We start from the raw sequence: 25,067 nt of genomic DNA, 5'->3' as shown, positions 1-25,067 counted from the left end.
GGATATCATTTTTTTCTATTTTCAAGTAAATGAGCCTTTCATAAAAAAATAACATATAGCTGATTTAAATCAGGATTTTGATAAATAATATATATTATAAACAGGTTAAGAACCTCAATCTGGCCAAATGCAATAAATATTAGGCTAATTATATGCAAAGAGTAATTTATTATCACGAGTAATTTTGCCGTACATATTAATAATTACATCATTTTGAAACAACAATACAAGAGAATCTTATTTTTGGGAGCACTATTGCTACTATTTATTCAATTACTCTATACTCAGAACTCAAAAAACGCCCAAATTTTTAGTTTGGAGGAAATTTGGAAAGTTTCCGAAGCTAATAATCGACAACTAAAATTATCGAGTTTAAGTCTTCAGCAAAGCAATTTAGAGGTACTCGAAGCCAAAGATCTTCTGCTCCCTGAACTTTCGATAGGTGGAAATATAAAACTCAATTCCAAATTTCTGATCTATGATGATGGACTATTTTCCTCTCCACAAGATGTATCAGTAAAAGGCTATGGGTATGGAGTGGGATACAACTTAAACTTTAATCTTTTCGATGGAGGAAAAGACAAAAGAAATGTTGTGATGAAGAAGGAAGAAATGACACGAAAGCAATATGACGTTGAACTGCAAAAACACTGTGTAAAATATCATGTTGCGGTTGCTTATTTCAATTTATATAAGTTTTTGCACTTCCATGATTTTCTTGATGCAGAAATTGAAACAGAAAAGAAACAGTTGTTACTAATAGAAAGCTTACATCAAAATGGCACTGTGCTAAAGAGTGATGTACTGAGAATCTCGGTGAAATTGTCTCAATTAGAATTAAACCTTTCAGATATTGACAAGAAGATTGAAATAGCGAAACAGCGTCTTAATATTCTAATGGGGCGTGAAAATGAAGCGGAATTAGCTATCAGCTATCAAAGTGCTATTGAAATAAACAACATTCCTCAGTCTAATTATACTGATTATGTCTATATCGCACTCAATCAATCTCCTGAGTATAAGATTGTCAATAGTGAAATCAAATGGAGTGAACTAAATATCAAACAGATTAAGTCAACACTGTTACCTAAAGTTTCCTTATATTCCAATTACAATTATACTTATCCTCAGATTTCGTTTTATCCGTATTCAAATGATTTATGGGGATTTGGTCAAATAGGGATCAAAGTGCAGTTTTCTATAGATAATTTATACAAGGGAAGACACTCCATTGCACGAGCTCAGGTCGCGAATAATCTGGCAAAAGAAAAAGCGAACATAAAAAAAGACGAGATAACCCTTCAAATAAAAGAAGCTTATTTACAACAGCAATTAGCTTGGGAGGCTATTGAGACTGCCGAAAAAAATATTATGAGAACGGCTGAAACGGTTCGAGTTATTAGAAATAGTTATCTAAATCAAGAATCTCTTCTAACAGATCTTTTGGAAGCAGAAAATACATTATTAGAGGCAAAGTTTAATCTAACTACGGCACAAACAAACTTAAAACTTAGTCACATCCGACTACTAGCAATTGTAGGAATTATTTAATAAAAACATTATGAACAAAAATAAAACGGATAAAATGATATTAATCCTAACTAAATGGTTTGGAATAGCCTTATTTATAGGAATCATTATCTGGGGAGCTATATATTTTTTTAAAGGTTACCGTTATGAACAGACTAACGATGCACAGATCGATGCATATTTGTCTCCTGTCAATGCAAAAGTCGGCGGATATATAAGTGAGATTTATTACAAAGACAATCAGCAGGTTAAAAAAGGAGATACACTTGTGGTTATTGAACTTGATGAATACGGGCTTAAAAAAGATGTCGCGTTAGCAGAGTTGATGAGTTCGCAAGCTAAATTACCTATTCTAGCAGCAAATGAAGAAACGCAAATCAAGAATATTGAGGTTATAAAGGCTCAATTAAGAAGTGTAAAAGCAAGGCTGAATCAGCAACAAAGGGAGTTTGACCGCTATAAAAATCTTCTGGCAGATGAATCTACTACACAACAAAAATTCGACAATATCAGTGCGTCTTTGTCTATTGCACAATCAGATAATGATCAGGCAGAAGCTTCTTTACTCGTAGCCGAATCTAAACTAAATGATTTCAGAGCACAGCGTAATGCAATAGAGGCAGAAATCAAAATCAAAGAAGCATTACTTGAAAGACAGGAACTAGATATTAGATATACCACGATCACAGCTCCTTTTGATGGACAAATTGGTAAAAAGATTATCCAAGAAGGGCAATTGATACAGGCAGGACAAACGTTAGCTTTCTTAGTAAACAAATCCGAAGAAAAATGGGTTATGGCCAACTTCAAAGAGACTCAGATCGCTAACTTCACGATTGGACAGGCTGTATCTATAGATGTCGATGCTTTTCCATATGAAAAATTTAGTGGAGTTATAGAGTCGCTTTCTCCAGCAACAGGTTCCCGTTATTCCTTGCTTCCACCAGATAATGCTACAGGTAATTTTGTTAAAATTATCCAACGTATTCCTGTCAGAATCAAACTTACAGATACGCCTGAAAAATTAGAAAAACTCTCTCCGGGAATGAATGCCAATGTATACGTTTTAAAAGATTAAAAGATGCAAGCACATAAAATCCCAGTTTTCAAACCATGGGTATCTGAATGGCTCGCAATATCCGTAATATTTGCCATTCTGATAACCTCCCTATTCAATTTTGCTTTTTACAGCAGTCCCGTTGCAGCAATGGGCTTTTACGGCGTACAAGCTACCGATGTCCAGTATGGTATGGTGGTTATTTATGGTTCAACTGTGGCTTTTTTAGCACTGGATTTTCGTATTGTAAAGTACTTTGTTCCAAGGAAATATTTATTAATAGCACTGACTGTAAATACTATATGTTCAGTCGTTTGTTTTCATTTCAAAGACTGGACTCTATTCGTTATTTGTCAGTTTTTTCAAGGGATTACCTGTGCGTTGATGTCAGGTATTGTGTTACAGCTTATTTTTCCACGATTACAGTCTGTACGTGCGCGTGTTATTGCCTACAGCCTTCTTTACGGTAGTATACAAATTGCTGTTCCATTTTATTCCATATATACTAGTATAGTGACTCATTTTTTTGACTTTAACTGGCTTTTTTACGGATTTAATATCATACTAATCATCTTGACATTCTTTTTAGTACTTACAATGAATAGTAAAGCTAGATTTACAAAAAAAATACCCCTATATAGGGTGGATTGGATAGGCTATTTGTTTTATGTGTCTTTTATTTTAATATTAGGATACATACTTGTATATGGACGACAATTAGGATGGTTGGATAGTTCATTAATAGTTCGGCTCAGTTTAAGCAATTTAGTCATCTTTATACTTTTTGTTATTAGAGAATTGAAGCGTAAAAGGCCTTTAATCAACTTGCATATTTTCAAGGAGAAGAATTTTGTTATTGGGCTATTATTGCTTTTTACGTTTTATATATTCAAAGGAAGTACCGGTCTTGCTTATGGTTATCTTGAAGTTATTTTAGGAAATGATCCTCTCAATTGTATTCCAATATGGATTACAGTAATTTTGGGGACTGCTCTAGCTACGTTTGTTACCTCCCGATTTATATTGATGGGATTTAACCTAATAAGAATTATCATAGTTGGGTTTAGTTTAATGGCATTATACTATGTCTATATGATACTTTTTGTTTCTGTACAGGGACAAACAATCGACTTCGTTCTTCCTATGTTTATCTATGGTATTGCAACTGGTGTTTTATTTGTTCCGATTGTTTCATTCACCGTCTCCTCGGCACCACCAAAGATTGCTTTTAATGCATCACTTATGGGAATATTTGCAAGATTCATAGGGTTTACAGCTAGTTTGGCTTTTAGTAATGAACTTCAACTATTTACAAAATCAACTGTTAGGGAAAAAGTTCGAGAGACTCTGACGGAGACTAACCCTCAATTACCTGTTACTCTACAGGATATCCAAAACCAATATATGAATGCAGGTAACGATATATATATGTCAAAATCCGTATCGACAGACTCATTTAATCAAATGATAGGTCAACAAATATTGGCTCGTGCTACCCGGGATTATTATGATCTAATGTTGATAGGTGTGATTCTCGTAATAGTTATTTTACTTCTCTTGCCTCAAATGAAAAATGTCATTTTGAAATTAAGAAAAGGCAACATTCCTTATTAGAGGTAAGCAAATGTAAAACGCATAATGAGTAATATAATCTACAATGAAGATAAGATAGAGAACTATTCAAATAGGGTGTAACTCTCTATCTTAAGTTAAACTTAAAAATAAAAGCCATGAAAAGATTAGTAAACACGCAGTTGTTCTGTTTATTAAAAAAAATAGATGGAACGTTTAACCCCAGCGAACAAGAGTTTTCATTAGTATATGATGACTTTATATACACAGTTACTTCACTTTGCACTTCCCAGACAGAAGAAATACCTGCTTATTTTATCATTCATTACACTCGTTTAGAATTGTATAGAATACAAGCTATATTCAACAATAAAAGGTTAGAAAAAAAAAGTTCCTATACTAAATTACATCGCTCGTAGTTTATCATTTCTTTCCATTGCTTTAGAATGGACTAAACTACACCCTGTACCACTAAAAAGCAAAATAGGATCATCTCCTATTGCATATATCTGGGGAGGAACGATCGCAGATCTAATAGAACTAGCAATCGCTATTTATAACATCAAACTGATTCGTAAAGCATCCGGTGAACTAATTAGTTTTACCGAAATTATACATGGTTTAAAGCTTCTGTTCAATGTTAAGATTCCCAAAAACATTTATAGTCGTAAGACTCGCACAATGGAGCGCAAAAAGAATTCCTCTTCCATGTTGGAGCGACTTCTGGCAGTTTATAAGAACGAAGTAGACAAACTCTATAAATAAAACAAGGTTTATATTCAATAAATTATAAGATAAATGGTGGTACTTGTAGTGGTAGGTACCACTTTTTCCATTTCAAAACAGAATAAACTTGTAGAAAATATAAACAAGTAAATATAATGAGACATGGAAAATAATGATCTGACGAGTTGGATGCAGGCATGGTTCGAGCAATTCATGGGACGCTTTGACCGATTAGATAAATTTATGGATATAATGAGCGGACGACATAACGTACTGAATGGTGAACGGCTTTTGGACAATCAAGACTTATGCCAGATGCTGAACGTAAGCAAACGCACCTTACAGCGTTACCGTTCGGCAGGAGAATTGACCTATATAATGATCCATCACAAGATATTTTACACAGAGAAAAACGTAGAAAAATTTATTCGGGATCATTTTAGAGATAACGATAACATGGCTGAGGTCACAGAAGAAAAAGAATAAAAAAAGACCGCAGAATTATTTTTCTACGGTCATCTTCATTTAGAACTTTATACCTCTTTTCTCTTCCTTAGGATGACTACTACCCACCGATGCAATAACAAATCTGTCTCCCATAACGTCTTTCACTCCTTGCAAAGTATTTGGCATAAGGGCATCTTGAATCACTGTCGATTTTGGGTTATTCTGAGATTGAGCCTGATTCTTTTCAGAAACATTTTCTTGTCCTTCGCTTTGTTCGATAGGTTTTAATGAAAGCTCTATCTTACGTTCTAAAGCTATGAGTTCTGTTTTCAAGTCCCTCAGGTCGTTCTCTTTCGACCACACACCTTCCACTACCTGCCTTAGAACGGGTACATCCTGCATCCGCTTGTCAGTATCCTGTTGGTACTTTTCTAAGAGTTTGGGCATAGAATCGAGTGCATTCAGAAAATTCATCGAAGCAGTTTTAGGATCTGCCGCCAAACTCCCGTAATTATAGTTGTAGAGTATCTGCCCCTCTCCACGCACAAAAAATCGGTTCTGTACCAAATCATAGCCGTCTTTATTCGTAGTCTCTGATTTGACCAATAAATTAAATCCATATAACGAACCGATTTTCTCGTGGGCTCCATGTGTACGTGCTTTGTCTGCTATTTCATTCAACTTCTTTCCAATAGCAATAGGATCAGTGGCTTGAAATCCATCTAATTTGACAGGATTAAGCCGTGTCCCATCAGGAGCAACCTGTACCTTGCTGTTGAAGGCTTCCACATCTTTGGAAATGCGATCAATATATCCTTTATTGGAATCTACGGTCTGCATGATGTTTTCCAACTTGTATCGACTCGATGATTTTCCACGAACAAAAGCTTGCCTTTCACTCTCTAAAGCAGCTATCTTCTTTTCTATCCTTGCTTTCTCCAGCAATTCTGTGTTCCCCGACAGGATAGCCACATATTCAGAAAAGTTCATGCCACTTTTCTCATCCATACTACCCTCGTCGATAGTACGACTACCCAGATTATTATTTTTAAGCTGTTTGATAAATAATTGCTTGTTGTGTAGTAAGCCAAACTTGTAAGCATCTAATGATTTTTCTACGGCGTATATTTTCACATCGACCTTATTATCAGCATACAGTTTGGCTATTTCATTGCCTTTGCGTATCGCCCTACCATCGCGTTGCTCCAGATCTGACGGCCGCCACGGTGTGTCTAAATGATGAATCGCTACCGCACGTTTCTGAGCATTTACACCTGTTCCCAGCATTTCAGTCGAGCCGAACATAACACGAATTCTACCCGCATTCATATCCTTGATCATCGCTTTGCGTGCTTTCTCGCTGCCTGCCTCCTGAATAAACCGTACCTCGGATGCAGGGATGCCGTAATCCTCTACCAATTTTCGTTTTATTTCGGTGTATGGGCTCCATTGGTTTGGTTTATAGGTTCCCAAATCCGAAAATACAAATTGTGTTCCTTTCTGTGCATCGTATTTTTTGTAATAGTCAGCTATGGATGCCGCACAATGGCTGGCTTTGTTGTCCACATGATCGCCATATTTGTCGGGGTCTATCATCCGCATATCGAGCGACATTTTTCGGGCATAGTCGGTTGCTATCAACATTTTTGCTTTTTCTTCCCGTTCCGAAAGCGGTGCACGCCCTAAAAGAGTGGCATTTCCTGTTTTAGCGAACTCCATCAGCTTACCGATAAACTCCTGCTGGTCGGGTGTAGGTGGTATGTTGTGTAAAATTTCGTTCTTTTCGGGACGGTCTATACCAATATCCTGTGCTGTTCGATAGTCAGTAATCTCAGAATAGAAAGAAGCCAGTTCCGGTACTTTGATAAAATAGCGGAAACGTTCTTTTTGTACAATCTGGTTGGTAACCGAAAACTCGTAATCTTTGGTTTTTTTAGCAAAAATAGCCGCCCACGCATCGAAGGTGTTGATACCTTGTCTTTCCAATTCTTTGGGACGAAGGTATTTGAATAAAAGATATAGCTCTGTCAATGAATTAGAAATCGTTGTTCCCGATGAGTAAGTAGCTCCTAAATCCTTGCCTATGCGTTCTTGTATGGTACGCAAAGCAAAAAGCATATTGAGTGCCCGTTGACTACCTTCGGTATTGCCTAAGCCTGCCACACGATCGTGGCGGGTGGTAAAAGTCAGGTTTTTAAATTTGTGAGATTCATCTACGAACAAATGGTCTATACCAATCATTCGAAAATCCGACATGTTATCCTTACGGTTTTCAATCTGGTGAGCTATTCCTTCCAATTTAGTTTCAAGGTTGGCTTTTCGTTTCTCACAACCTTTGAGCATCCCTCTCGATACCTCTTTACCCTGCGAGCGTAGTACATCGAGATTTTCCTCCACACTGTCGAGCTCAGCCTGTAAGATGCTTCGTTGTATCTCCGGAGATTGAGGAATCATTCCAAACTGCTCATGTGTTAAAATCACTGCATCCCAATTGTTGTTTTTCATTTCGTTGAAAATACGATTGCGGTTCTGAGGTGTAAAATCCTCTTTACCCGGATAGAGTACCTTTGCATCAGGGTATGCCGTACAAAAGGTCTGTGCAATTTCGTGAACATTGGCTTTCAGCCCTGTGATAAGGGGTTTGTTCACCAATCCGAGCCGCTTCATTTCCATTGCACCGCAGCACATAATCAGCGTTTTACCGCCACCCACTTCATGGTCAATGATCCCTCCTCCATTCAATTTAAGCATCCAGATAGCATCTTTCTGGCTATTATATAAGTCAGGAATACCTAAACCTTTCAGATCGAGTCCGGGAAAAGTCTGGTGTGAACCGTCATATTCGGGTCGCACAAAACAGTTGAACGTGCGGTTATACATATCGGCAAGCCTGTCCTTAAATTCGGGAGTCTGCTCTCTGAGCCATTCCGAAAAGCCGTTACGCATTTCATCTATCTTGGTGTTGGCTAGCTGAATGGCTTCTCCATCACGTACCTTTGTCTCTTTACCATCTACCCGGATTGTTTTTGTAATATCGGGAGTGGTGTCGTGCAAGGCATGACGCATCAGGGCAATGCCATCGAAGGTACGGCTCTCCCCTTTAACAGCATATTGGTCTTTGATTTTGGCATTTTTAGTATCAGAATTTATACTGAACTCATCTCTGCTGGGGGCATAATGTATATTTACATCCGTTTCAAAAAGGTAGGATGCAAAAGCAGCATAGATACCCGAAGGTATCCACCGTTCCCCGAAATTGAAATCCAGATCGTCGAAAGCTATCGGTTTGGGTATAGCATCCTGTAGAGCGGTCAGAGAATCTTTGGCAGCTTCATGGTCAGGATTGCGGTCGATAAAATTTTGTACTTCGTCAGCTTTTGAAATAACGTTACCCGATACAAACTTGTCTGCTACCTCATAGCTCCCGACAAGCGGATTGAAATAGATCTTACCTTTCAGTTCATCAAGTATGCCCTCTTGCGTATTGTTTGTCAGAGAGACCATGTGATCTAAATTCACCGTTCCGTATTTATTCAGACTGGAGACAAGAGCTTCATAGGCATTATCCACTTTAGAAATCTCATCGGGATTAAAAGCTACAGGACGTTCGAAAATATCAGCCTTGATCGCTTTACCTTCTCGGTAGCGTTCCAACGAAAGTATTTCTCGTCCTGCGGTATCCATCTTGATGAGATCGAGATTCTTTGCATCGTTCAGATTATCGAACTTTTGTGTAAAATCGTCGTATAGGCGATTAAGCATCTGCCGTAATGCGGGATTTTCTTTGAGTGTATCGGCTTCGTTATTATACAAATGATTATAGGTGTCACGTATTTCGATATAGAGCGATGCCTGTTTTTGCTGGCTCGGTGACAGTTCCAAAGGATGGAACATCGGTTGATGTCCGTCCATATCCCGCAAATAACCTATACGATTATCTGTATCGGTTACCAATGAGCCATTTTTATAGTGTTTCGGCAATCCGTTTTCGGGTATAGGCATCGCAATGGGCTTCAATCGCTCTGCACGTTCTTTTTCCAATCGCTCAGTGCGTTGTTCGGGTGATTCGGTCGGTTTACTTGTTGACGGACTTTTAGCTTGTACTCCCTTTTGCTGTGGCATAGTCATACGACGACGGGAATGTTTGGGTTGTTTGATTTGTGAACGTTCTTCGGCAGAAAAACCAAACAGGTCGTATAAGGTTACAATCGGCTGTTGCTGGATATCAGGAGGCGATACTTTCTTTTGTTCTATTACTTCTCCTGTGTCCTTATTTACAAACAAGCCACTGGCTTTATCCTTGATGATTGTATCTTTTTTTGTTTCAGGTATAACTTTCGTTTCTTCTTTTGGAGAGTTAATACGTGGCTCCACAACAGCTTTCTTGTCCTGCTCGGACAGTTCCGCCCATACCTTTCGGTTTCTGGCTTCTCCAAAAGGATAGAAATGGACTAAATCTTCGAGTGTAGGTTCATAAGCCGACTTAGGACTTTGCTCCACCATATCCGAAACAGAGATTTTCTCTATCGGAGTTACAATAGGCTGCTGTTCTTGTATTTGGGGAGCATGAGATAAGTAATGCTCCAGATCGAGATGTTTGGAAAAATCTTCATTCAGCATCCGATACAGTGTAGCTGCAATAGCTTCCGTTCCTCCGGAATGGGTAAATTCCATTGCAGGTTTACCGTAAGGGTCTGTACCTACTTTTACATCCGTTTGTACCACCCTGTCGAAGTCTTTGAAGAGATTGTTTACGAATATGCCATTGGATAGTTTGCGGGATTCGATAAAATCCTGCTGCCTTTGGGTCGGCAAGATCGTTAAATTCTTGCGTTGCAGGATAATCAAATCACTACCGACCTCCGTTCCTGCTTCTTCTGTAAACAGATTGTTAGGTAAACGGATAGCTGATACGATATTGCAACTATTCATCAGGTGTTCACGAATTGGTTTGTTTTGTTCCGAGTTGAGAACACCCTGCGAAGTGATAAAGGCTATTAATCCACCCTCGCGTGCAGCCATCACGCTTTTGGTAAAAAAGTAATTGTGGATTGCCTTTGTCGATTGGCTAACTGCGGGTATCTCATGCTTGGAGAGCAAAGGGTCAAATACAGCGACATCCCCGAAAGGAATGTTAGAGGCTATCACATCATAATGTTGTGCGTATCGTCCTTCCATTTTCTCGTAACCCTCAATCCGTATTTTATCTTGTGGATGCAGGTGTGAGAGAATTTTACCTGTCAACAAGTCTTTTTCAAAGGCTGTAACTTCAGCATCCGGTACGGTTTCTTTGAATGAGGACATAAATACTCCGGCTCCGGCACTAGGTTCAAGAAAATGAAGAGGTTTAATTCCACTGTTGTTCAGAGCCAGTGACAAAGCATTTACAACAGGCTTTGGAGTATAAAAAGCAGTCAGCACCGAATTTTTCAGCGAACTGACATAACGTTTATATTCGGCATCGTCTTTAGCTGCCTCCCGTAACACTTCATGTAATTCAGTTACCAGAGGGAACAGATCATGCTCTGAAGCTTTCCAATGGGCTATATCTTCCTGTTTGGCGGCGGGATTCAACACGGCTTTTATCCCACCAAAACCAGAATAGGCTGCCAGCTTTTCTTTTTCTGCATCAGTAGCCTGTCTTTTTTCTCTATCGAGAGCAAATGCAATGCGGATCGCTTCGATATTGTCCCGAAGATGGGCTTTCTTATTATAAGCCATTTTCGAGCAGGATTTGTATTTCGCCAGTCAGTTCCGTGTAAAACTGATTATACTCCGGGGTATCGGCAAAATCATCAGACAAGGTGTATTTTTGAATTGTACCCATAAGTCGAGACAATAGTTCTATTGCTATGCCTTCGGCTTGTGCCGGATTTACTTCTTCGGAAAATTCTTCCCAGAGAATAGTCACAAGGGTTCGGTAGGTAGAGAAGTGCAAACCTTCATACAGGACTTGTGAAGAGATTACTTCTGCTTGGTCGTGGGTATGACCTGATTTTATAGCTTGGCTATACGCCTCTGCCGCAGCATCGCCACGTACAGCTATAAAATCGAAGTCGGAAGTTTTATCGGGGTGGGTATCTCGTAGGTAAGATAATAGGGATAGCCGAAAATAAGAGAATTTTACGGCTGACGTATTTGGTTTTGTTGCCATATCATTGATTTTTTAGTGGAGGTCGAAGACCCTTTTGTTATTGCTTTTGTAAGGATGAAGCTTACAATCGGAAAAGAAAAAAGCATCCGGAGCTTAGCCCCGGATGCCACCACTAAAAAATCAATGTTAAACGACTATTCCGAATCGTAAAACAAAGACCTTTCAGTGGTAAAGATAGTGAAATTATTATTTCAATGGTCGCTTCTTGCTTGGTGTCATTGCGTATCCGATCACTTATATCTAAATTTGCATGATTCATTGAATCGTAATATCAAACAGCAATTGCCATGTCATTACCTGATGTCCGAATAGATAACTTGAAAGAATCTGAATATGATGAAGCCGCTACTATTTTAGTAGATGCTTTTGAATCGAATCTTGCTTATGCTTCAATCTTCGTAAACAAGGATAGATTGCGAGATGGGTTGTTCTGGTTATTCAAGACCAATCTATTTCTAATAAACAGAAGACAGTCTGTGACAAAAGTCGTTAGAATGAAAAACTCAATGGAAATAATAGGAGTATTCAGCTTATTACCTCCCAATGGAATAAAATCGGAATTTCGCGATTATCTCAAAATCGGAATACCTCGATTTATTATGAGTTTTGGATTCTCGGCTTTACGCACAATGCTTAAGATGGATGCTCTCAATAAACAGCTTCTAACCAATGCCATCGGAGCCAATGAATATTATTATTTGTCAATGGTTGCCGTAAAAGCGAACTATCAGGGTTCAGGGATTGGTTCTTATATGATCGACAATTGCTTGCAAAAATTAAGATCTATAAATCGAATATGCCATACTGTTGGTTTAACAACCCAACTTCCGGAAAACGTCACTTTTTATACCCGATTAGGATTCCAAAAATTGGATGAAGGTGAAATTCAACTGAAGAAGGGCTGTTATTACAATTACAATATGAAATTGGATCTATAGTTCTACTTCGATCGCTTCTTCTTGCTGTCACCTTTGCGTGGCGGGAACTCAAAAACTGTTTTGTAATCCGCATCGAATTTAATAACTGCATCGAACGTATTTCCAGTCTTGGAACTTACGAACCCTTTTATCAATGAGGTTTTGCCATTCATTAAAAGGTCAGTCAGTTGTCCGTCTGTCAGTTCTTTTTTAGCAATGCTACGGAATACGGTCAGTCCACAACTTTCATCTTTGCATTTTACGACCTTCGGGTAAAATACCATCTGCCCGTTCTTACATTTGGGGCAGGAACAGGTATTACGGTTATCCGTGCGTTCGATAGCAGTAGAAAGTAGCTCAGTAGTGATCTGTGAAGCATAAACTTTTATTCCTTTATGGAATGTAGCGGCATCCATCTTACCCAAAGCAATTTTATTGAGGGCTTCTTCCCATTGCCCTGTCATAGCGACATCGGCAATTTTCTTATCCTTGACCGCCAGATAAACCACCAATCCTTTATTGGTAGGAACTAGAGACTTTTTCTCTCGGACAATATACTCACGGGAGAAGAGCGTTTCAATAATGGATGCACGGGTAGCAGGTGTACCTATTCCACATTCTTTCATCGCTTCACGCTGTTGCTCATCTTCTACTTCTTTGCCCGCTGACTCCATCGAATTCAATAAGCTAGCTTCAGTATGTAGTGGGCGAGGTTTGGTTTGCTTTTCCTGAATCTCGCAATCACGAACAGAAAGCTTATCTCCTTCCAAAAGAACAGGTAAAGCAATAGAATCCTCTTCATCGTTTGACTCGTCTTTAGCTTCAAATACCGCTCTCCAGCCGGGGACGAGTGTAACGCTTCCTTTGCATGAAAAGTGTACACCATCGGCATCAAATGATACGGTGGTGTTCTCTTTCATGCATGGTTCGCCAAAGGCTTCCAACATACGTCCGGCAACCATATCGTAGATAAGTTGTTCGTCTTTGGATAGATTGCTTGCAGACTCATCTGTGATAATGAGAGCATGATGATCGGTAACTTTTGCATCATTGACCGAACGGGTATTGAGTTTGGTATCAAATCGTCCATCGATGTAATCTCTAAAATAAGCATGCGAGCGAAGTGTAGCAATCAGGTGTGGTATTTCCTCCAGTACATCTTCGGAAATATAACGGCTACCTGTTCGTGGATAGGAAATTTTCTTAGCTTCATACAGACTTTGAGCTATCGTCAGAGTTTTATCTGCTGAAAAACCATGTTTGCTATTGGCTTCCTTTTGAAGCGTGGTCAGGTCATACAATAATGGTGGTTCTTGTTTGACTTTCTTACGTTCCACGGCTGTAACAAGTATCGTTCTCGCTGCTTTGACCTTAGCCGTAACTTCTTGTGCGTGGGTTCGACTGTCGTATTTATCTGTCGAATGAACAGCAAATGTTGTAGATTCCTTAGCAGTATGGAGTTTCAAACGAAAATAAGTTTGTGGCTTGAAATCTTTGTTTTCTAAATATCTACTACAAATTATCGCCAGTGTTGGGGTCTGTACCCTGCCTAGTGACCAAACACCATAACCTGCGGAGATCGAGAGTGCCTGACTGCTATTAATCCCTACGAGCCAGTCTGCCTGACTTCGGGCTTTTGCAGAAGCATACAGATTGTCATAATCTGCTCCGGGACGAAGGGTTTTGAAACCATCTTTGATGGCTCTGTCGGTAAGAGAGCTGATCCAAAGTCTTTCGAACGGAAGGGTGCATCCTATATATTGGTATATATAGCGGAATATGAGTTCCCCTTCACGTCCGGCATCAGCACAATTAATAACTCCATCAGCCTGAGAAAACAACTCCTTGATTACTTTGAGTTGTTTCATCACACCGGGATCGTTCTTATATTCTTTGCCCTCTTTGACTTGTCGGGGCAATAGTTTAAACTCTTGGGGAAGTATCGGCAGGTTCTCTTTCTGAAATCCTGCAATACCGTAATGCTCCGGCATGGCAAGTCCTACCAGATGCCCGAATGCCCACGTAACGGCATATCCGTTACCTTCCATATAGCCGTCTTTCTTATTATTCGCTCCAATTATGGCTGCTATACTCTTAGCCACAGATGGTTTTTCTGCTATTATTATTTTCATTTTAACGTTGATTTTTTAGTGGTGGAGTCTCAGACCCTTTTATTATTTTATATTCCTACATCTTACGTCCTTTGCTTTTTTTAGGAGCAGCAGGAGATTGTTTTTGTTCCTGTTGTTTCTGCTCTTTCTTCTCTACTTGTTTGGCGGTAGGTTGTGTCTGACCTTGCTTTAGCGGCTCCTTAGAATGTTTGGTCGCTTCGTTGGTCTTGCCTTCGTTATTGACAGCCACCTGTGTTTTACTCTCGGTAGCAGGAGTCACTTTCTGAGAATCTTTTGCCGCTTGTTTTGCTTCGATGGCTCGTATCTGGTTGGGATGTTTAGAGGTATGGCGGACTTTGCCCTTGTCTTCATCAATCCATACCCATGCATTGTATTTTTGCCCTTTCTGATCGGTAGCTTCTACTTTTTGTGCTCCCGAAGCATCGGGTTGTGGTTGTTTGGGACGGGATTGCATACCCTCTACAAAAATCGGTTCCTTGTTACATAGCTTGGTAAATTCTTCTTTACTAAGTTGTACACCTCCTTGTTTGGAATAAACCCAGACCTCATCCATCTTGCGGGCTTTGGGAAGTGGTTTTTCTTGCCCTTCTCCTTGTTTGGCTTGTCGCTGCTGATTATGCTGCTGACGTTGTTCGTCACTGAACTTAAAATCGAAGTTTTTGTTGACTGCATTGAATTGTACGAAGCGGTCAATCTTCTGGGGTTCTTCTCCCGACTTCACCTTTTTATCCATTCCTTCAACCCATACGGCTTTGCCTTCTTTCAAGCCCTGTTGTTGTTCGGGAGAAAGAGGGGCATTCTTCAACGTCTGCGGAATATTGATTTCGGAGAGTGGTACAGCTTCAAGGCGGTTCGTCAGTTTATCGAGAGAGATAACTGAAGGTATTTTCTCTCCGTTGATCTCAAGCTCAAATACACGTGCCCCATGCCCTGTCTTTTGGAGTTGTTCTTTATCCTGTTCGGAAAAGACCACACCCATAAAAGGTTTCTCAAAATCGGGTTGTTCCTGCTTGGGGTGTGTCACTAACTTGATACTGCCATCTTTCTGTGGTTCTAATGACAAACGAGCTTGCATCGGAAACTCATTTCCATCAATAGTAGGTTTGATATCCACCAGACCGGGTGACTTGTGTCCATAAACCATCGCTTTGAGGGCATCCTGTAATTTCTCACCGGAGAGTCCCAGCTTTTCACTTTCTTTCCAATCGATCTTATTGAGATCCAAAGGTTGGAACTTGCCCGTTAGCTCAATATGTATCTTTACCTTACCATCAAATTTAAGGCGATACGGATCGAGGGCTTTGTCGGTGTGGTCGATGCGAATAAGTTTGTCTAAGAAAGCCGCTATTTTATCTACGGCTGACATCCCGACGGCATAAACACCGGTATGTGAGGGATGATTGAACTGTGCCGACATCTTTTTGAAGAAGTTTTCCAGAAAGTTGCTGTTGGTGTCAACCTTCAAAAACTGGTCGGAATTTTCTTTGGTGGGTTCAACGGTTTTGAGTTTACCGTCCTGCTCCCCTGTGATGACTTTTAGTTTGCCATCTTCGCCTTGGGTCAGTAAGACTTTAGGCTCTTCGGATTTTACTTTGTTTTGATCCATAATAAATGATGTTTTATTCTGCATTACTATTAATGCAGAGCGAATATAAAACGAAGTAATGGACTGATTGCAAGGTTTTAAACGAATGGCAGCTTGTGTCTGGAGTTGTCTAGGGAGGGTTTTAGATTTGGGGTGTTTTTACTTCCCGCTTTACTGTTCTATCGGGAAAGATCTGTTTTTTGTGAAATTTATATGATCGTGATAATGAGCAAAAGAAAAAGTCTGTATATTGTTATAAAATCTGTAGAGAACGGTAAATTAATGAGAAATTCAGTAGCGAAGGATACATTACACATCATCATTAAATAAAATAATAGTAACAAATGGCAAAAAATGAGGCAACATTAGAAGCTAGAATTGACGGAGTCTTGACCTCTGTTTTTCCGACCTTTAGAATGGTTAATGTTCAATATCAAAAGTCATTCAGCATAAAATTTGGACATCACAATGTTGTTGTTAATTTAAAAGAACCTTCTGTTAATCCAGCAAGAGCTATTTTTGATGTTCTTTTAACTGTTGATGATAAAAATACGATCCTTCTAGAATTAAAAAGAGAAGGATTAACTCTTACCGATGAAGATATTTCACAGGGTATATCTTATGCAAGGTTGATTCATCCAATGCCTCCACTAACATTGATATCAAATGGCGAAGACAATCTATTCTACAACACATACACTAAAGAAAATATTAGCAAAACGAATGTTGATCTGGAGTATATACAGAACCTAATTGATAACTCTTTTCAACTTGCAATAAATGACTTTAAAGATGCAATTAGTGTTTTACTAAATAAAGAACCCGATCTATTCTCTAAAATAATTAACCAAATAACGGAAGTGAAATTTGAAAGATTATTGGGAACGGTTAATGACTTTACAAAACCGATTTGCATTGACTTTCAAATTGAAAGACAATGTTTAAAACAAATACAAACTCTTTTTACCGACGGGGCAGCTTTAATAGGGATTGTTGGTTCAGCTTTCACTGGAAAAACAAATTTATTGTATCAGTTTTTTAACAAAACAAAATCTGAAAAAAACTTCTTACTTTATTTAGATTGCAATGACCATAATTATTCAATCTTTCAGCAATTGGCGAATCACTTTACCGAAAACACTAAAGTTTTGATTACAAAAGATAAAATCAGAGAATGGCTAATTAATTCATTAATTCATTTGCCTGATGGTAAGTTTTACTTACTATTAGATAATTTCAACAACGATATTCCTGAATCCATTAAGAGCGAAATTATAGAGTTAATAGATATTTTTAAAGGAGTAAATCATCACACATTATATAGCATAGACGAGTTTAATTATAAAAGAATTGCTTTTGTTGAGAATAGACAATATAAAACAATTATTGGAGACCAAAGTAAATTAATCCAATTAGATGAACTTAACGATGAAGAATATGATATAACAAACAGTTCAATTTTTGATAAGTATAAGGTGTTAATTGAGCATGGAGGGCACTATACACCAGAATATCGTGAACCTCGTATTCTACGACATTTAGTTTCTCTTTATCATGGAGGGATTAAAGACGGTCAATTTACAAAAATTGATGCTGTTCCAAACTTGAATCTACTAAAAGCGATCACATCTAACAAAACCTATACAAAACAAATTCATGATTTATATAGAAAAATTACGTATTGCTTTTTTATAGAAAGTGAGTTGAGAAAAAAAGACATTGATCTAAGTATAATGGCTTCAGGTAGTGGAGCAATAACAACTGATATTTTCAAAAAAAAATTTCCAGATGATTTTAATGATTTAATAAAATCATCTATTGCTGTTTTTCGTGAAATCCGAAATGGAATGACTATTATTTACCCTAAGATTCAAGAATTAATCGCAGTGCATTCAATATCTCTAATTACTAAAATGATGATACAAGAAAAGGAGAAATCGACAACTGAATTATGCAAATTACTTCTTGATACAACTATATCAATCCCTTATTGCGATATTGTTGCAAATGGAGTTTTATTGGAAATAGCAAAAGCCAATGAAGTTGAATTATTTTCCAACTTAGTTCAAGAATTATTAAAAATGCCGCCACTATTAGAGAAGATTGAAAAAGGAACAAAAACTTTAATGTATGTAGAAGGTGTCGGACATATTCAAATGAACTTTGATGATGATATAAACGAAGGAGGTTTTATTGCTGATTTTTTACCTTATGTAATTCTATCTCAACTAGCTGCATATCCACTGGGGTTAGTTGATAATAAAGAATACTCTATATATGCTTTTCATTTACATCTCTTATATGAAGTAGGTTCAAGCAAAGAGTTACTTCGCAGAGCAGATGTTAGATCGTTAAACAACATAAAAGCATTGGAAAGCTTCGATTTAGATGGGGTTGGTTCTATAATTAGTGGACACGAAGGTGTAATTGAACCTTTTGTACAATCAATTCAAAAATGCTTTTTTCAAATGCCAAACGAAATAGAATGGCTTTACGAAAAAGCATTCGAGGAAAATAATTTTAACTTGCTATATAGAATATATTTAGCATTACGAACAATAATAAATAACACCGATCCAGAGTTAACTCAAAGATCAGAAAACTATGTAAAAAGATTTAATAAATATTTTGATGGTTTTATGGCGGAATATCTATCTAAGGATGTGAAAGACCCTATTGAAAAAAAAGCATTATACAAAAAGTTGCTTGAAATGAAGATAGGAGAAAGCGAAGAGTCAGATTGATTTGCAAGATTAAAGAAAACAAAAACAGAAGGATTCATATGATATTTTATTATTTATTACTTTTGTAAAGTGCAATAATTAAGGATATTGCAAAAGCATACACCACTTGATTTAGAAATAAATTATTAAAAATAGATGAACAGTTTTTCAAAAAGAGAAGGATATTCTGGGAAAGAAGTAGAAATTATAATTAGAGAAGATGCTCCTGATGCCCTTCGCAGTTATGTTATACAAACCTTATACGCATTAGGGTTTACGCCCAAACAAATAAGACCTATTATTTGTCAAGTTTTACGAGTTTCTCCAGACGACGGTAATTGGAGTGAATTTCCCAATATTGATATGGAAATAAGAGAACTGATTTCAAACTGTGATTGGTGGAAAGTTTATGATGTTATTGAAGCACTATCACGAAAATTTCAATCTCAACAAACTGATTTTGATTCAGAAATAAACGACTTTTTCCTTGAAAGAGGTATCGGATGGAAACTTGAAGATGGAAAGATAGTCTTTAGAGGCGATAATCAATTTGAACAAAAATTGAAAGAATCAAAAGAAATAGTAATCAAGAATGGCTTTGATACTGCGAAGCATGAGATATCAGAAGCCATCAGTGATCTATCAAAAAAACCAAGTCCAGATAAAACAGGAGCTATTCAGCATTCATTAGCTTGTTTAGAGTGTATTGCAAGGGAAATCGTAGGGAATAGGAAGCAAACATTGGGTGAATTAATTAAGCAAAACAGGGCTATTGTGCCTTCGCCATTGGATATAGTCATTGAAAAAATATGGGGATTTTCGTCAGAGCAAGGTCGGCATTTAAGAGAAGGTGGTGATCCTGACTTTGATGAGGTAGAGTTGTTGGTTGGTTTATCTCTCTCCTTATCCGCATATTTGGCAAAAAAAAGAGGGAGAATATAGTAATTAATAAAGATAAAAAATGGCAAGCATAAAACAACCAGAAAAATTAATGTTAGAAACATTGTTTGAAATGAGTAGTGGTTATGTGTTGAATTTCTCAAACCCGTCTTTTCAACAGTTTATTTTTGATGTTTGTCATGTTGATATTTATACATCAAAATATGAAATGTTCGGAGATTCTAAAGCGAATCGTTTAAGAGCGTTTTGGCATTTGGAATCGGATAAAGCCGTTGGAACTTTAATTAATGAATTACTTGCTTATCGAAAAGCACACCAAAAAATCAAGGGAGTAGAATATTCTAAAACGGATGCTATTTTATTTAATGATTGCTTAAGAATAGCCAATCGTTTGAGGGGAGTGCCCGATAAAACGGTAGATGCAGATTCAGTGGATGCCGAGAAAGATTTTTTGAAAAAAGAATATCAAAATATATCGTTAGAAAAATTGAGCATAGATACTTTAGTACTTGATGTTCTAAATCAAAGATTAATTGAGATAGAAAAGAGTATAAAGACAGGAGCTTCTCTTTCTGTTATAATCATGTGTGGTAGTGTATTAGAAGGATTATTATTAGGTGTTGCATTGAAAAATATGAAAGAATTTAATCAATCGCCTTCAAGTCCAAGGGATAAGGAAACTGGAAAGGTCTTGCAATTTCAGAATTGGACTTTAAACAACCTTATAGATGTTGCTCATAATATTGGATTTCTTGGATTGGATGTGAAAAAATTTAGCCATTCTTTGAGAGATTTTAGAAATTATATTCATCCTTACCAGCAAATGAGTAGCCAATTCAATCCAGACATAGATACTGCTAAAATATCATGGCAGGTATTAAAAGCTACAATTAATGATTTGAGTAAAATAAAAAAGGTCAGTACAGATGAATGATAAATTCCAATATAGATTGTCAAAAAATCAGAAAGATGAAATAGCCCAAAATCTAATTGATATTTTGCAGAAAGGTTCGGAGATAATTGGACTGACCAGAGGGTTTATTATTGAGTGGTGTTGTACCGATGCTTCCGGAAAAGGAAAAGCCTTATTTGACGTGTGGGATATTGTGTTAAAGAATTATTTGCCCACAACACGACCATTTTTATTTAGGGCGTGCGAAAGACTTAGTAAGAATGGTAAAATAGCAAGTTTTACAGGACGATTGGAATGTGCAAGAAGGTTTAGTGATGGAAAAGGCTCTTTAATAATCTGTGATACAAAAGAGAATCTAAAAATTGACGAACATAGAAGTCCCGGTCAGTATAGGTATTCTTTTTATCCCCTTGTGAATGTTTTAGAAAAAGCAAAGGCTTCTGGAGGTTGTGGATTTACCGAAAGGTTTTTAGATGAGTTTATGGGCGAAGACGAATATATTATGCGAATTGATTTAGGTAATATGCACTGCTTTAAATGGATAAAAAGTGACCGATAAAAGATATTTTTAATAATTATTGATATTTATATGCGTTTTGCACTGATAAACGATAAACCTACGGAAGCTATGCCCGATCTTATGGATGCGGTGTGTCCTGGATGTGGTGCTTCGGTTATTGCAAAATGCGGTATTCAAAAAACACATCATTGGGCGCATAAAAATATGAGAATGTGCGATAGCTGGTGGGAGACTGAAACCGAATGGCATCGTACATGGAAGAATAAATTTCCCGCAGAATGGCAGGAAATTTTCTTGCCCGATGAACAAACTGGAGAGAAACATATAGCGGATGTACGAACCGAACACGGACTGGTTATAGAGTTTCAACATTCCTTTATCAATCCGGAGGAACGTATTTCACGAGAGGAATTCTATAAAAAGATGGTGTGGGTTGTCGATGGGACACGACTATCACGGGACTTTCCACGCTTTGTTAAGGGTGGAAAATTTGGTTCAATAGAATTGAAACCGGGTATAAGAAAAGCCGAATTTGGATATGAGTTTTTTCCTAGCAACTGGCTGAAAAGTTCGGTTCCAGTAGTGTTCGACTTTCTAGGCCTCGACAATGTCGCCAGTGCCGATCCTATTCGTAGAAACCTTTATTGCCTATTTCCTAGCCATGACGAATATAATGCTGTATATGCGGAAATACCGCGAGGGGCCTTCGTTAAGACTGTTCTAAATGGGAAGTGGAGCGAGCGAGTTACTGCATTTATGGATGAAATGGAACAAGAATATATAGAAACGCAAAAACAAAGACAACGAAATATGCAGCGACCAATATATTATAGAAAAAAGAGGTCTATCTATCCAGTCAAAATATATCGTAAAAAATGGCGTAGATAATAGTTAGAGCCGCAGATTAAATGCGGCTCTAACCATTTACTCCTCTTTCGGCAACAAATGGCAAAGCTCCGGATCGTCCTTTATACGTTGTAACTCTTCAACGACTATCTGTTTGGCTTCAGCTTTGATACGGTCGTAGTTCTCCTTAATCATTTCCTTCATGCGATCTACACCGTACTCATCCACAAAGTTGGTGATAACAGGTATTCTCTTGTACACTTTCGTTTCAGTGGCTACCCGCTCATTATCGACAACGATTTCACTATGAAAAATCTTTTGTTCTATTCGCTCATCGAAGTTATCTGCTATCGCTCCCACGAACATCCCTTGTGTTAAGTTACTTATTTTCGACGCAGGAATCAAACTATCCAATTGCGTAGAAATGGAAGTTGATTTATCATTTCTGTTTATGGTCATAGACTGGCGTTTCTGCAACACTTTTCCAAAACGTTCAGACAAAGTTTTTGCTGTGTCGCCAACCACTTGTCCCGAAAAGATATTACCGACGGTATTCATTACTACAGCAGCTTCTTTATCACCATAATCTCTCTTTAGCTGAGAAAAATCTTGAAAACCAAGTAGAACTGCAACTTTGTTACTTCGGGCAGTAGCTATCAAGTTGTCAAGCCCTTTGAAATAGATTGTCGGTAGCTCATCAATTATAACGCTACTTTTGAGTTGCCCCTTCTTATTAATCAATTTGACGATTCGGGAGTTATATAATCCCAATGCCGCTCCATAAATATTCTGACGGTCGGGATTGTTACCCACTACCAATATTTTAGGATCGTCAGGGTTGTTAATATCCAATGTAAATTCATCACCCGACATTACCCAATATAATTGCGGACTAATCATACGAGAAAGCGGTATTTTAGCACTTGCAATCTGCCCCTGAAGTTGATCGGCAGCTCCGGATTTCCACGCATCCATAAAGGGCGAAAGGTAATTTTCTAGGTCTGGATACGAAGTCAAAATCGGGAAAATATCTTCATAGCTCTTGTTCAAAAATTCTATGGCATGAGGAAAAGTACAATACTTTCCATCCTTATAAATTCGCAAGTACCAGATAATTGCAGCGAATAAGATAATTGGAGATTCCACAAAGAAGTCTCCTTGTTTTTGCACCCACGTTCGGTTCAAATTTAACATTATCGTGTATGCACTCTCATAAGCATCCGAGATGTCATCCATAAAAGAAGGGTTAATCGGATTGCAACGATGCGAACGGGAAGGATCATCAAAATTTATCACATAAAAAGTAGGCACTTTCTCGTAACCTTCTCTATTGTTTAACAGATGGTTATAGGCAATAGTAGAAAGGTCAGGAAACTTAAAATCGTAAATATAACCTGTATAACCTTTCTCAATCTGTTGTTTGATGAATTGGTTAACAACGGCATAACTCTTACCTGAACCCGGAGTACCCAACACAATAGCTGCCCGAAACGGATTCACTACATTTATCCATCCTTTCCATTGCTTCTTTTTGTACCAAAATTTCGTTGGCAGATTTATCGAATAATCATTTACCATCAGCTTGGTTTCTTGCATAAAGGATTCGTTTTCGTAATTGAACGGATCATCCATCAGGTTGTTTTTTAGTAAACGGCTCAGCCATGTACCCGCCATCAATAATAAAATATAGCCAACCGAAATAGTAAAAATGTAAAAACTTGCATTAGCTATTTTAGGAAGTGGCAAATAAAGAAGCCACCAGTTCAAAAAGAAAAACACAAATCCCAATACAAGACACACGTAGATATGATTCCATGTGATTTTTTCTTCCTTTACACCCTTTGTTCCCAGACAGGACAGAGCAAGAAAAATCACAGAAAATATTTTCGTCCACAGGATTGAATTGAATAATCCTGCGGTACGATTAAAATTCATTAGAATTTTATCTACCACTCCTATATTGATTCCCCACTCGTGTATTGTCTGATAGCAGAACCAATAAATATTCATCAGAACGAATAAAATACTTATGGCTCTCATAAACTCCATGACTTTGGCAAGTCCTCTCAAATCATCCTCATTTTGCATAATTGTTATTTTTTAATTGTTAGAATTCTAAATTTACTGTTGCCTTCCGTACCTGCGTTTCTTCTTTTTCTTACGCTTTAAGGTCGGCTGTTTGTTGTCTGTTCCCGCAACTTCGGGTGTAAAGACAGAGAATAAACTCCCTACCGGATCATTCGTCTCGGAGTGTGTTGATTGTGGTTGCTGATTGGAGGTTGTTTGCTGATTATCGGAACGTTTCGGTACTGGAGCTTGTATATATTCATGAGGTGAATTATCCGCAAAGCGTTCGTTGAGAACATTTGCAGAAAATTCTTTACCTAAACGAGAACCATTAAAAACCACCCGTTGGTTATGGTCGATAAACGTAGCCCCATAGATGCGTCCTTCATCGTTACGACGTAATACAAGGTCAATACCTCTTTCCCGCAAATCCGCTCGGAACTCATTCTCTGTACGGGTATTTGCAAAGGACGCAGAAACATTAGTACGGGTTTGTTTGGCTATGCCTGTGGCTTTGATTGTTTCTTTTGACTTGTCAAATCGTTTTTCTAATCTACCTAAACCGTGATCCTTACCAAACAGAGAGGATTTTAAAGGTGTACCAACACGCTTACCCTCACCGTCCAATGCCGAATAGACCAATCCCCGATATGCTTTACCCTTGTTTTCTCCTTTGATTTCCTCTACTCCTATATTGTATAAGGAGAGTAAAGCACGATATTCTCCCAAAGTCTGAAAACAATACATCTCCGAGAGCGATTTTATGACGTTTGCCACCTGTTTCTTTAAGTTCCCCTGGCTAACGTCTATTGGGTTAAGTTGCCATGTCTCGCCTTGATTTTTCTCTTTGGAGTGCAGACCGTATTCTTGCTCCAAAAGGTCTGTAATCTTTCTGCTACGTTCGTAATTTTTGCTGTCGCTGATTATCGAACCATCGGTGCGGACACGGGTCGAAACAATGTAGGCTAAGTACCCAGC

16 protein-coding genes are annotated in these 25,067 nt (G+C 38.0%); 10 read left to right on the top strand and 6 right to left on the bottom strand.

Going from position 1 to position 25,067, the window contains the following annotated elements:
- Nucleotides 1-213 precede the first annotated feature (213 nt).
- From BGC7_RS01850 to BGC7_RS01835, 4 genes are all read left to right on the top strand, one after another.
- Nucleotides 214-1,551 (top strand): TolC family protein, encoded by a 1,338-nt coding sequence (locus BGC7_RS01850; RefSeq protein WP_050699862.1) that lies wholly within the window; start codon nucleotides 214-216, stop codon nucleotides 1,549-1,551.
- A 34-nt stretch (nucleotides 1,552-1,585) separates the two neighbouring features.
- Nucleotides 1,586-2,608, top strand: a complete 1,023-nt coding sequence (locus BGC7_RS01845; protein WP_199318962.1) for an HlyD family secretion protein — start codon at nucleotides 1,586-1,588, stop codon at nucleotides 2,606-2,608.
- 3 nt (nucleotides 2,609-2,611) lie between these two features.
- Nucleotides 2,612-4,201, top strand: a complete 1,590-nt coding sequence (locus BGC7_RS01840) for an MFS transporter (protein WP_050699860.1) — start codon at nucleotides 2,612-2,614, stop codon at nucleotides 4,199-4,201.
- Between the two features lie 846 nt (nucleotides 4,202-5,047).
- Entirely contained in the window at nucleotides 5,048-5,371 is a 324-nt protein-coding gene (locus tag BGC7_RS01835; protein WP_050699859.1) for a helix-turn-helix domain-containing protein, read from the top strand.
- Between the two features lie 39 nt (nucleotides 5,372-5,410).
- Here BGC7_RS01835 and BGC7_RS01830 read toward each other — a convergent pair whose 3' ends face one another.
- Nucleotides 5,411-11,053: an N-6 DNA methylase gene (locus BGC7_RS01830; protein ID WP_050699858.1), complete on the bottom strand. Its 5,643-nt coding sequence runs from the start codon at nucleotides 11,051-11,053 to the stop codon at nucleotides 5,411-5,413.
- Entirely contained in the window at nucleotides 11,043-11,486 is a 444-nt protein-coding gene (locus BGC7_RS01825) for a DUF1896 family protein (RefSeq protein WP_050699857.1), read from the bottom strand. Before BGC7_RS01825 ends, BGC7_RS01830 begins: the two co-directional genes overlap by 11 nt.
- Nucleotides 11,487-11,773: 287 nt before the next feature.
- On the opposite strand from BGC7_RS01825, the gene BGC7_RS01820 reads away from it, so the two are divergent.
- A complete protein-coding gene (locus BGC7_RS01820) occupies nucleotides 11,774-12,424 on the top strand; it encodes a GNAT family N-acetyltransferase (RefSeq protein WP_050699856.1) in 651 nt (216 codons plus the stop codon).
- 2 nt (nucleotides 12,425-12,426) lie between these two features.
- Here BGC7_RS01820 and BGC7_RS01815 read toward each other — a convergent pair whose 3' ends face one another.
- Together BGC7_RS01815 and BGC7_RS01810 are read right to left on the bottom strand one after the other, a co-directional pair.
- Entirely contained in the window at nucleotides 12,427-14,535 is a 2,109-nt protein-coding gene (locus BGC7_RS01815) for a type IA DNA topoisomerase (RefSeq protein WP_050699855.1), read from the bottom strand.
- Nucleotides 14,536-14,590: 55 nt separating this feature from the next.
- Complete coding sequence (locus BGC7_RS01810; protein ID WP_050700013.1) at nucleotides 14,591-16,141, bottom strand: DUF3945 domain-containing protein; 1,551 nt, start codon at nucleotides 16,139-16,141, stop codon at nucleotides 14,591-14,593.
- A gap of 323 nt (nucleotides 16,142-16,464) precedes the next feature.
- Between BGC7_RS01810 and BGC7_RS01805 the strand changes: the two genes are divergently transcribed.
- From BGC7_RS01805 to BGC7_RS01785, 5 genes are all read left to right on the top strand, one after another.
- Nucleotides 16,465-18,864: a hypothetical protein gene (locus BGC7_RS01805; protein WP_050699854.1), complete on the top strand. Its 2,400-nt coding sequence runs from the start codon at nucleotides 16,465-16,467 to the stop codon at nucleotides 18,862-18,864.
- A gap of 135 nt (nucleotides 18,865-18,999) precedes the next feature.
- On the top strand, nucleotides 19,000-19,785 hold the full coding sequence (locus tag BGC7_RS01800; RefSeq protein WP_050699853.1) for an AbiJ-NTD4 domain-containing protein: 786 nt from the start codon (nucleotides 19,000-19,002) through the stop codon (nucleotides 19,783-19,785).
- Nucleotides 19,786-19,804: 19 nt separating this feature from the next.
- Nucleotides 19,805-20,677, top strand: coding sequence for a hypothetical protein (locus tag BGC7_RS01795; protein WP_050699852.1), 873 nt, complete (start codon nucleotides 19,805-19,807; stop codon nucleotides 20,675-20,677).
- Nucleotides 20,670-21,215 carry a hypothetical protein gene (locus BGC7_RS01790; RefSeq protein WP_087880031.1) on the top strand — a complete coding sequence of 182 codons (546 nt, stop codon included), beginning with the start codon at nucleotides 20,670-20,672 and terminating at the stop codon, nucleotides 21,213-21,215. The genes BGC7_RS01795 and BGC7_RS01790 overlap by 8 nt, the downstream gene beginning before the upstream one ends.
- A 30-nt stretch (nucleotides 21,216-21,245) precedes the next feature.
- Entirely contained in the window at nucleotides 21,246-22,064 is an 819-nt protein-coding gene (locus BGC7_RS01785) for a competence protein CoiA (RefSeq protein WP_050699851.1), read from the top strand.
- Between the two features lie 36 nt (nucleotides 22,065-22,100).
- Here the strand turns inward: BGC7_RS01785 and mobC are convergent, their stop codons facing one another.
- Together mobC and BGC7_RS01775 are read right to left on the bottom strand one after the other, a co-directional pair.
- Nucleotides 22,101-24,110: a conjugal transfer protein MobC gene (gene mobC, locus BGC7_RS01780; protein ID WP_050699850.1), complete on the bottom strand. Its 2,010-nt coding sequence runs from the start codon at nucleotides 24,108-24,110 to the stop codon at nucleotides 22,101-22,103.
- A gap of 33 nt (nucleotides 24,111-24,143) precedes the next feature.
- Nucleotides 24,144-25,067, bottom strand: a 924-nt coding sequence (locus tag BGC7_RS01775) for a hypothetical protein (RefSeq protein ID WP_050699849.1), incomplete at its 5' end; no start/stop codon positions are given.

Origin of the sequence: Dysgonomonas sp. BGC7, assembly GCF_001261735.1 — a bacterium.
Classification (GTDB): domain Bacteria; phylum Bacteroidota; class Bacteroidia; order Bacteroidales; family Dysgonomonadaceae; genus Dysgonomonas.
This window is presented reverse-complemented; position numbering and strand designations above follow the sequence as displayed.

Bases quoted from the DNA above. Each gene is read 5' to 3' on its own strand.
- BGC7_RS01845 (WP_199318962.1), top strand. From the start codon at position 1,586: ATGATATTAATCCTAACTAAATGGTTTGGAATAGCCTTATTTATAGGA.
- BGC7_RS01840 (WP_050699860.1), top strand. From the start codon at position 2,612: ATGCAAGCACATAAAATCCCAGTTTTCAAACCATGGGTATCTGAATGG.
- BGC7_RS01835 (WP_050699859.1), top strand. From the start codon at position 5,048: ATGGAAAATAATGATCTGACGAGTTGGATGCAGGCATGGTTCGAGCAA.
- BGC7_RS01830 (WP_050699858.1), bottom strand. From the start codon at position 11,053: ATGGCTTATAATAAGAAAGCCCATCTTCGGGACAATATCGAAGCGATC.
- BGC7_RS01825 (WP_050699857.1), bottom strand. From the start codon at position 11,486: ATGGCAACAAAACCAAATACGTCAGCCGTAAAATTCTCTTATTTTCGG.
- BGC7_RS01820 (WP_050699856.1), top strand. From the start codon at position 11,774: ATGTCATTACCTGATGTCCGAATAGATAACTTGAAAGAATCTGAATAT.
- BGC7_RS01815 (WP_050699855.1), bottom strand. From the start codon at position 14,535: ATGAAAATAATAATAGCAGAAAAACCATCTGTGGCTAAGAGTATAGCA.
- BGC7_RS01810 (WP_050700013.1), bottom strand. From the start codon at position 16,141: ATGGATCAAAACAAAGTAAAATCCGAAGAGCCTAAAGTCTTACTGACC.
- BGC7_RS01805 (WP_050699854.1), top strand. From the start codon at position 16,465: ATGGCAAAAAATGAGGCAACATTAGAAGCTAGAATTGACGGAGTCTTG.
- BGC7_RS01800 (WP_050699853.1), top strand. From the start codon at position 19,000: ATGAACAGTTTTTCAAAAAGAGAAGGATATTCTGGGAAAGAAGTAGAA.
- BGC7_RS01795 (WP_050699852.1), top strand. From the start codon at position 19,805: ATGGCAAGCATAAAACAACCAGAAAAATTAATGTTAGAAACATTGTTT.
- BGC7_RS01790 (WP_087880031.1), top strand. From the start codon at position 20,670: ATGAATGATAAATTCCAATATAGATTGTCAAAAAATCAGAAAGATGAA.
- BGC7_RS01785 (WP_050699851.1), top strand. From the start codon at position 21,246: ATGCGTTTTGCACTGATAAACGATAAACCTACGGAAGCTATGCCCGAT.
- mobC (WP_050699850.1), bottom strand. From the start codon at position 24,110: ATGCAAAATGAGGATGATTTGAGAGGACTTGCCAAAGTCATGGAGTTT.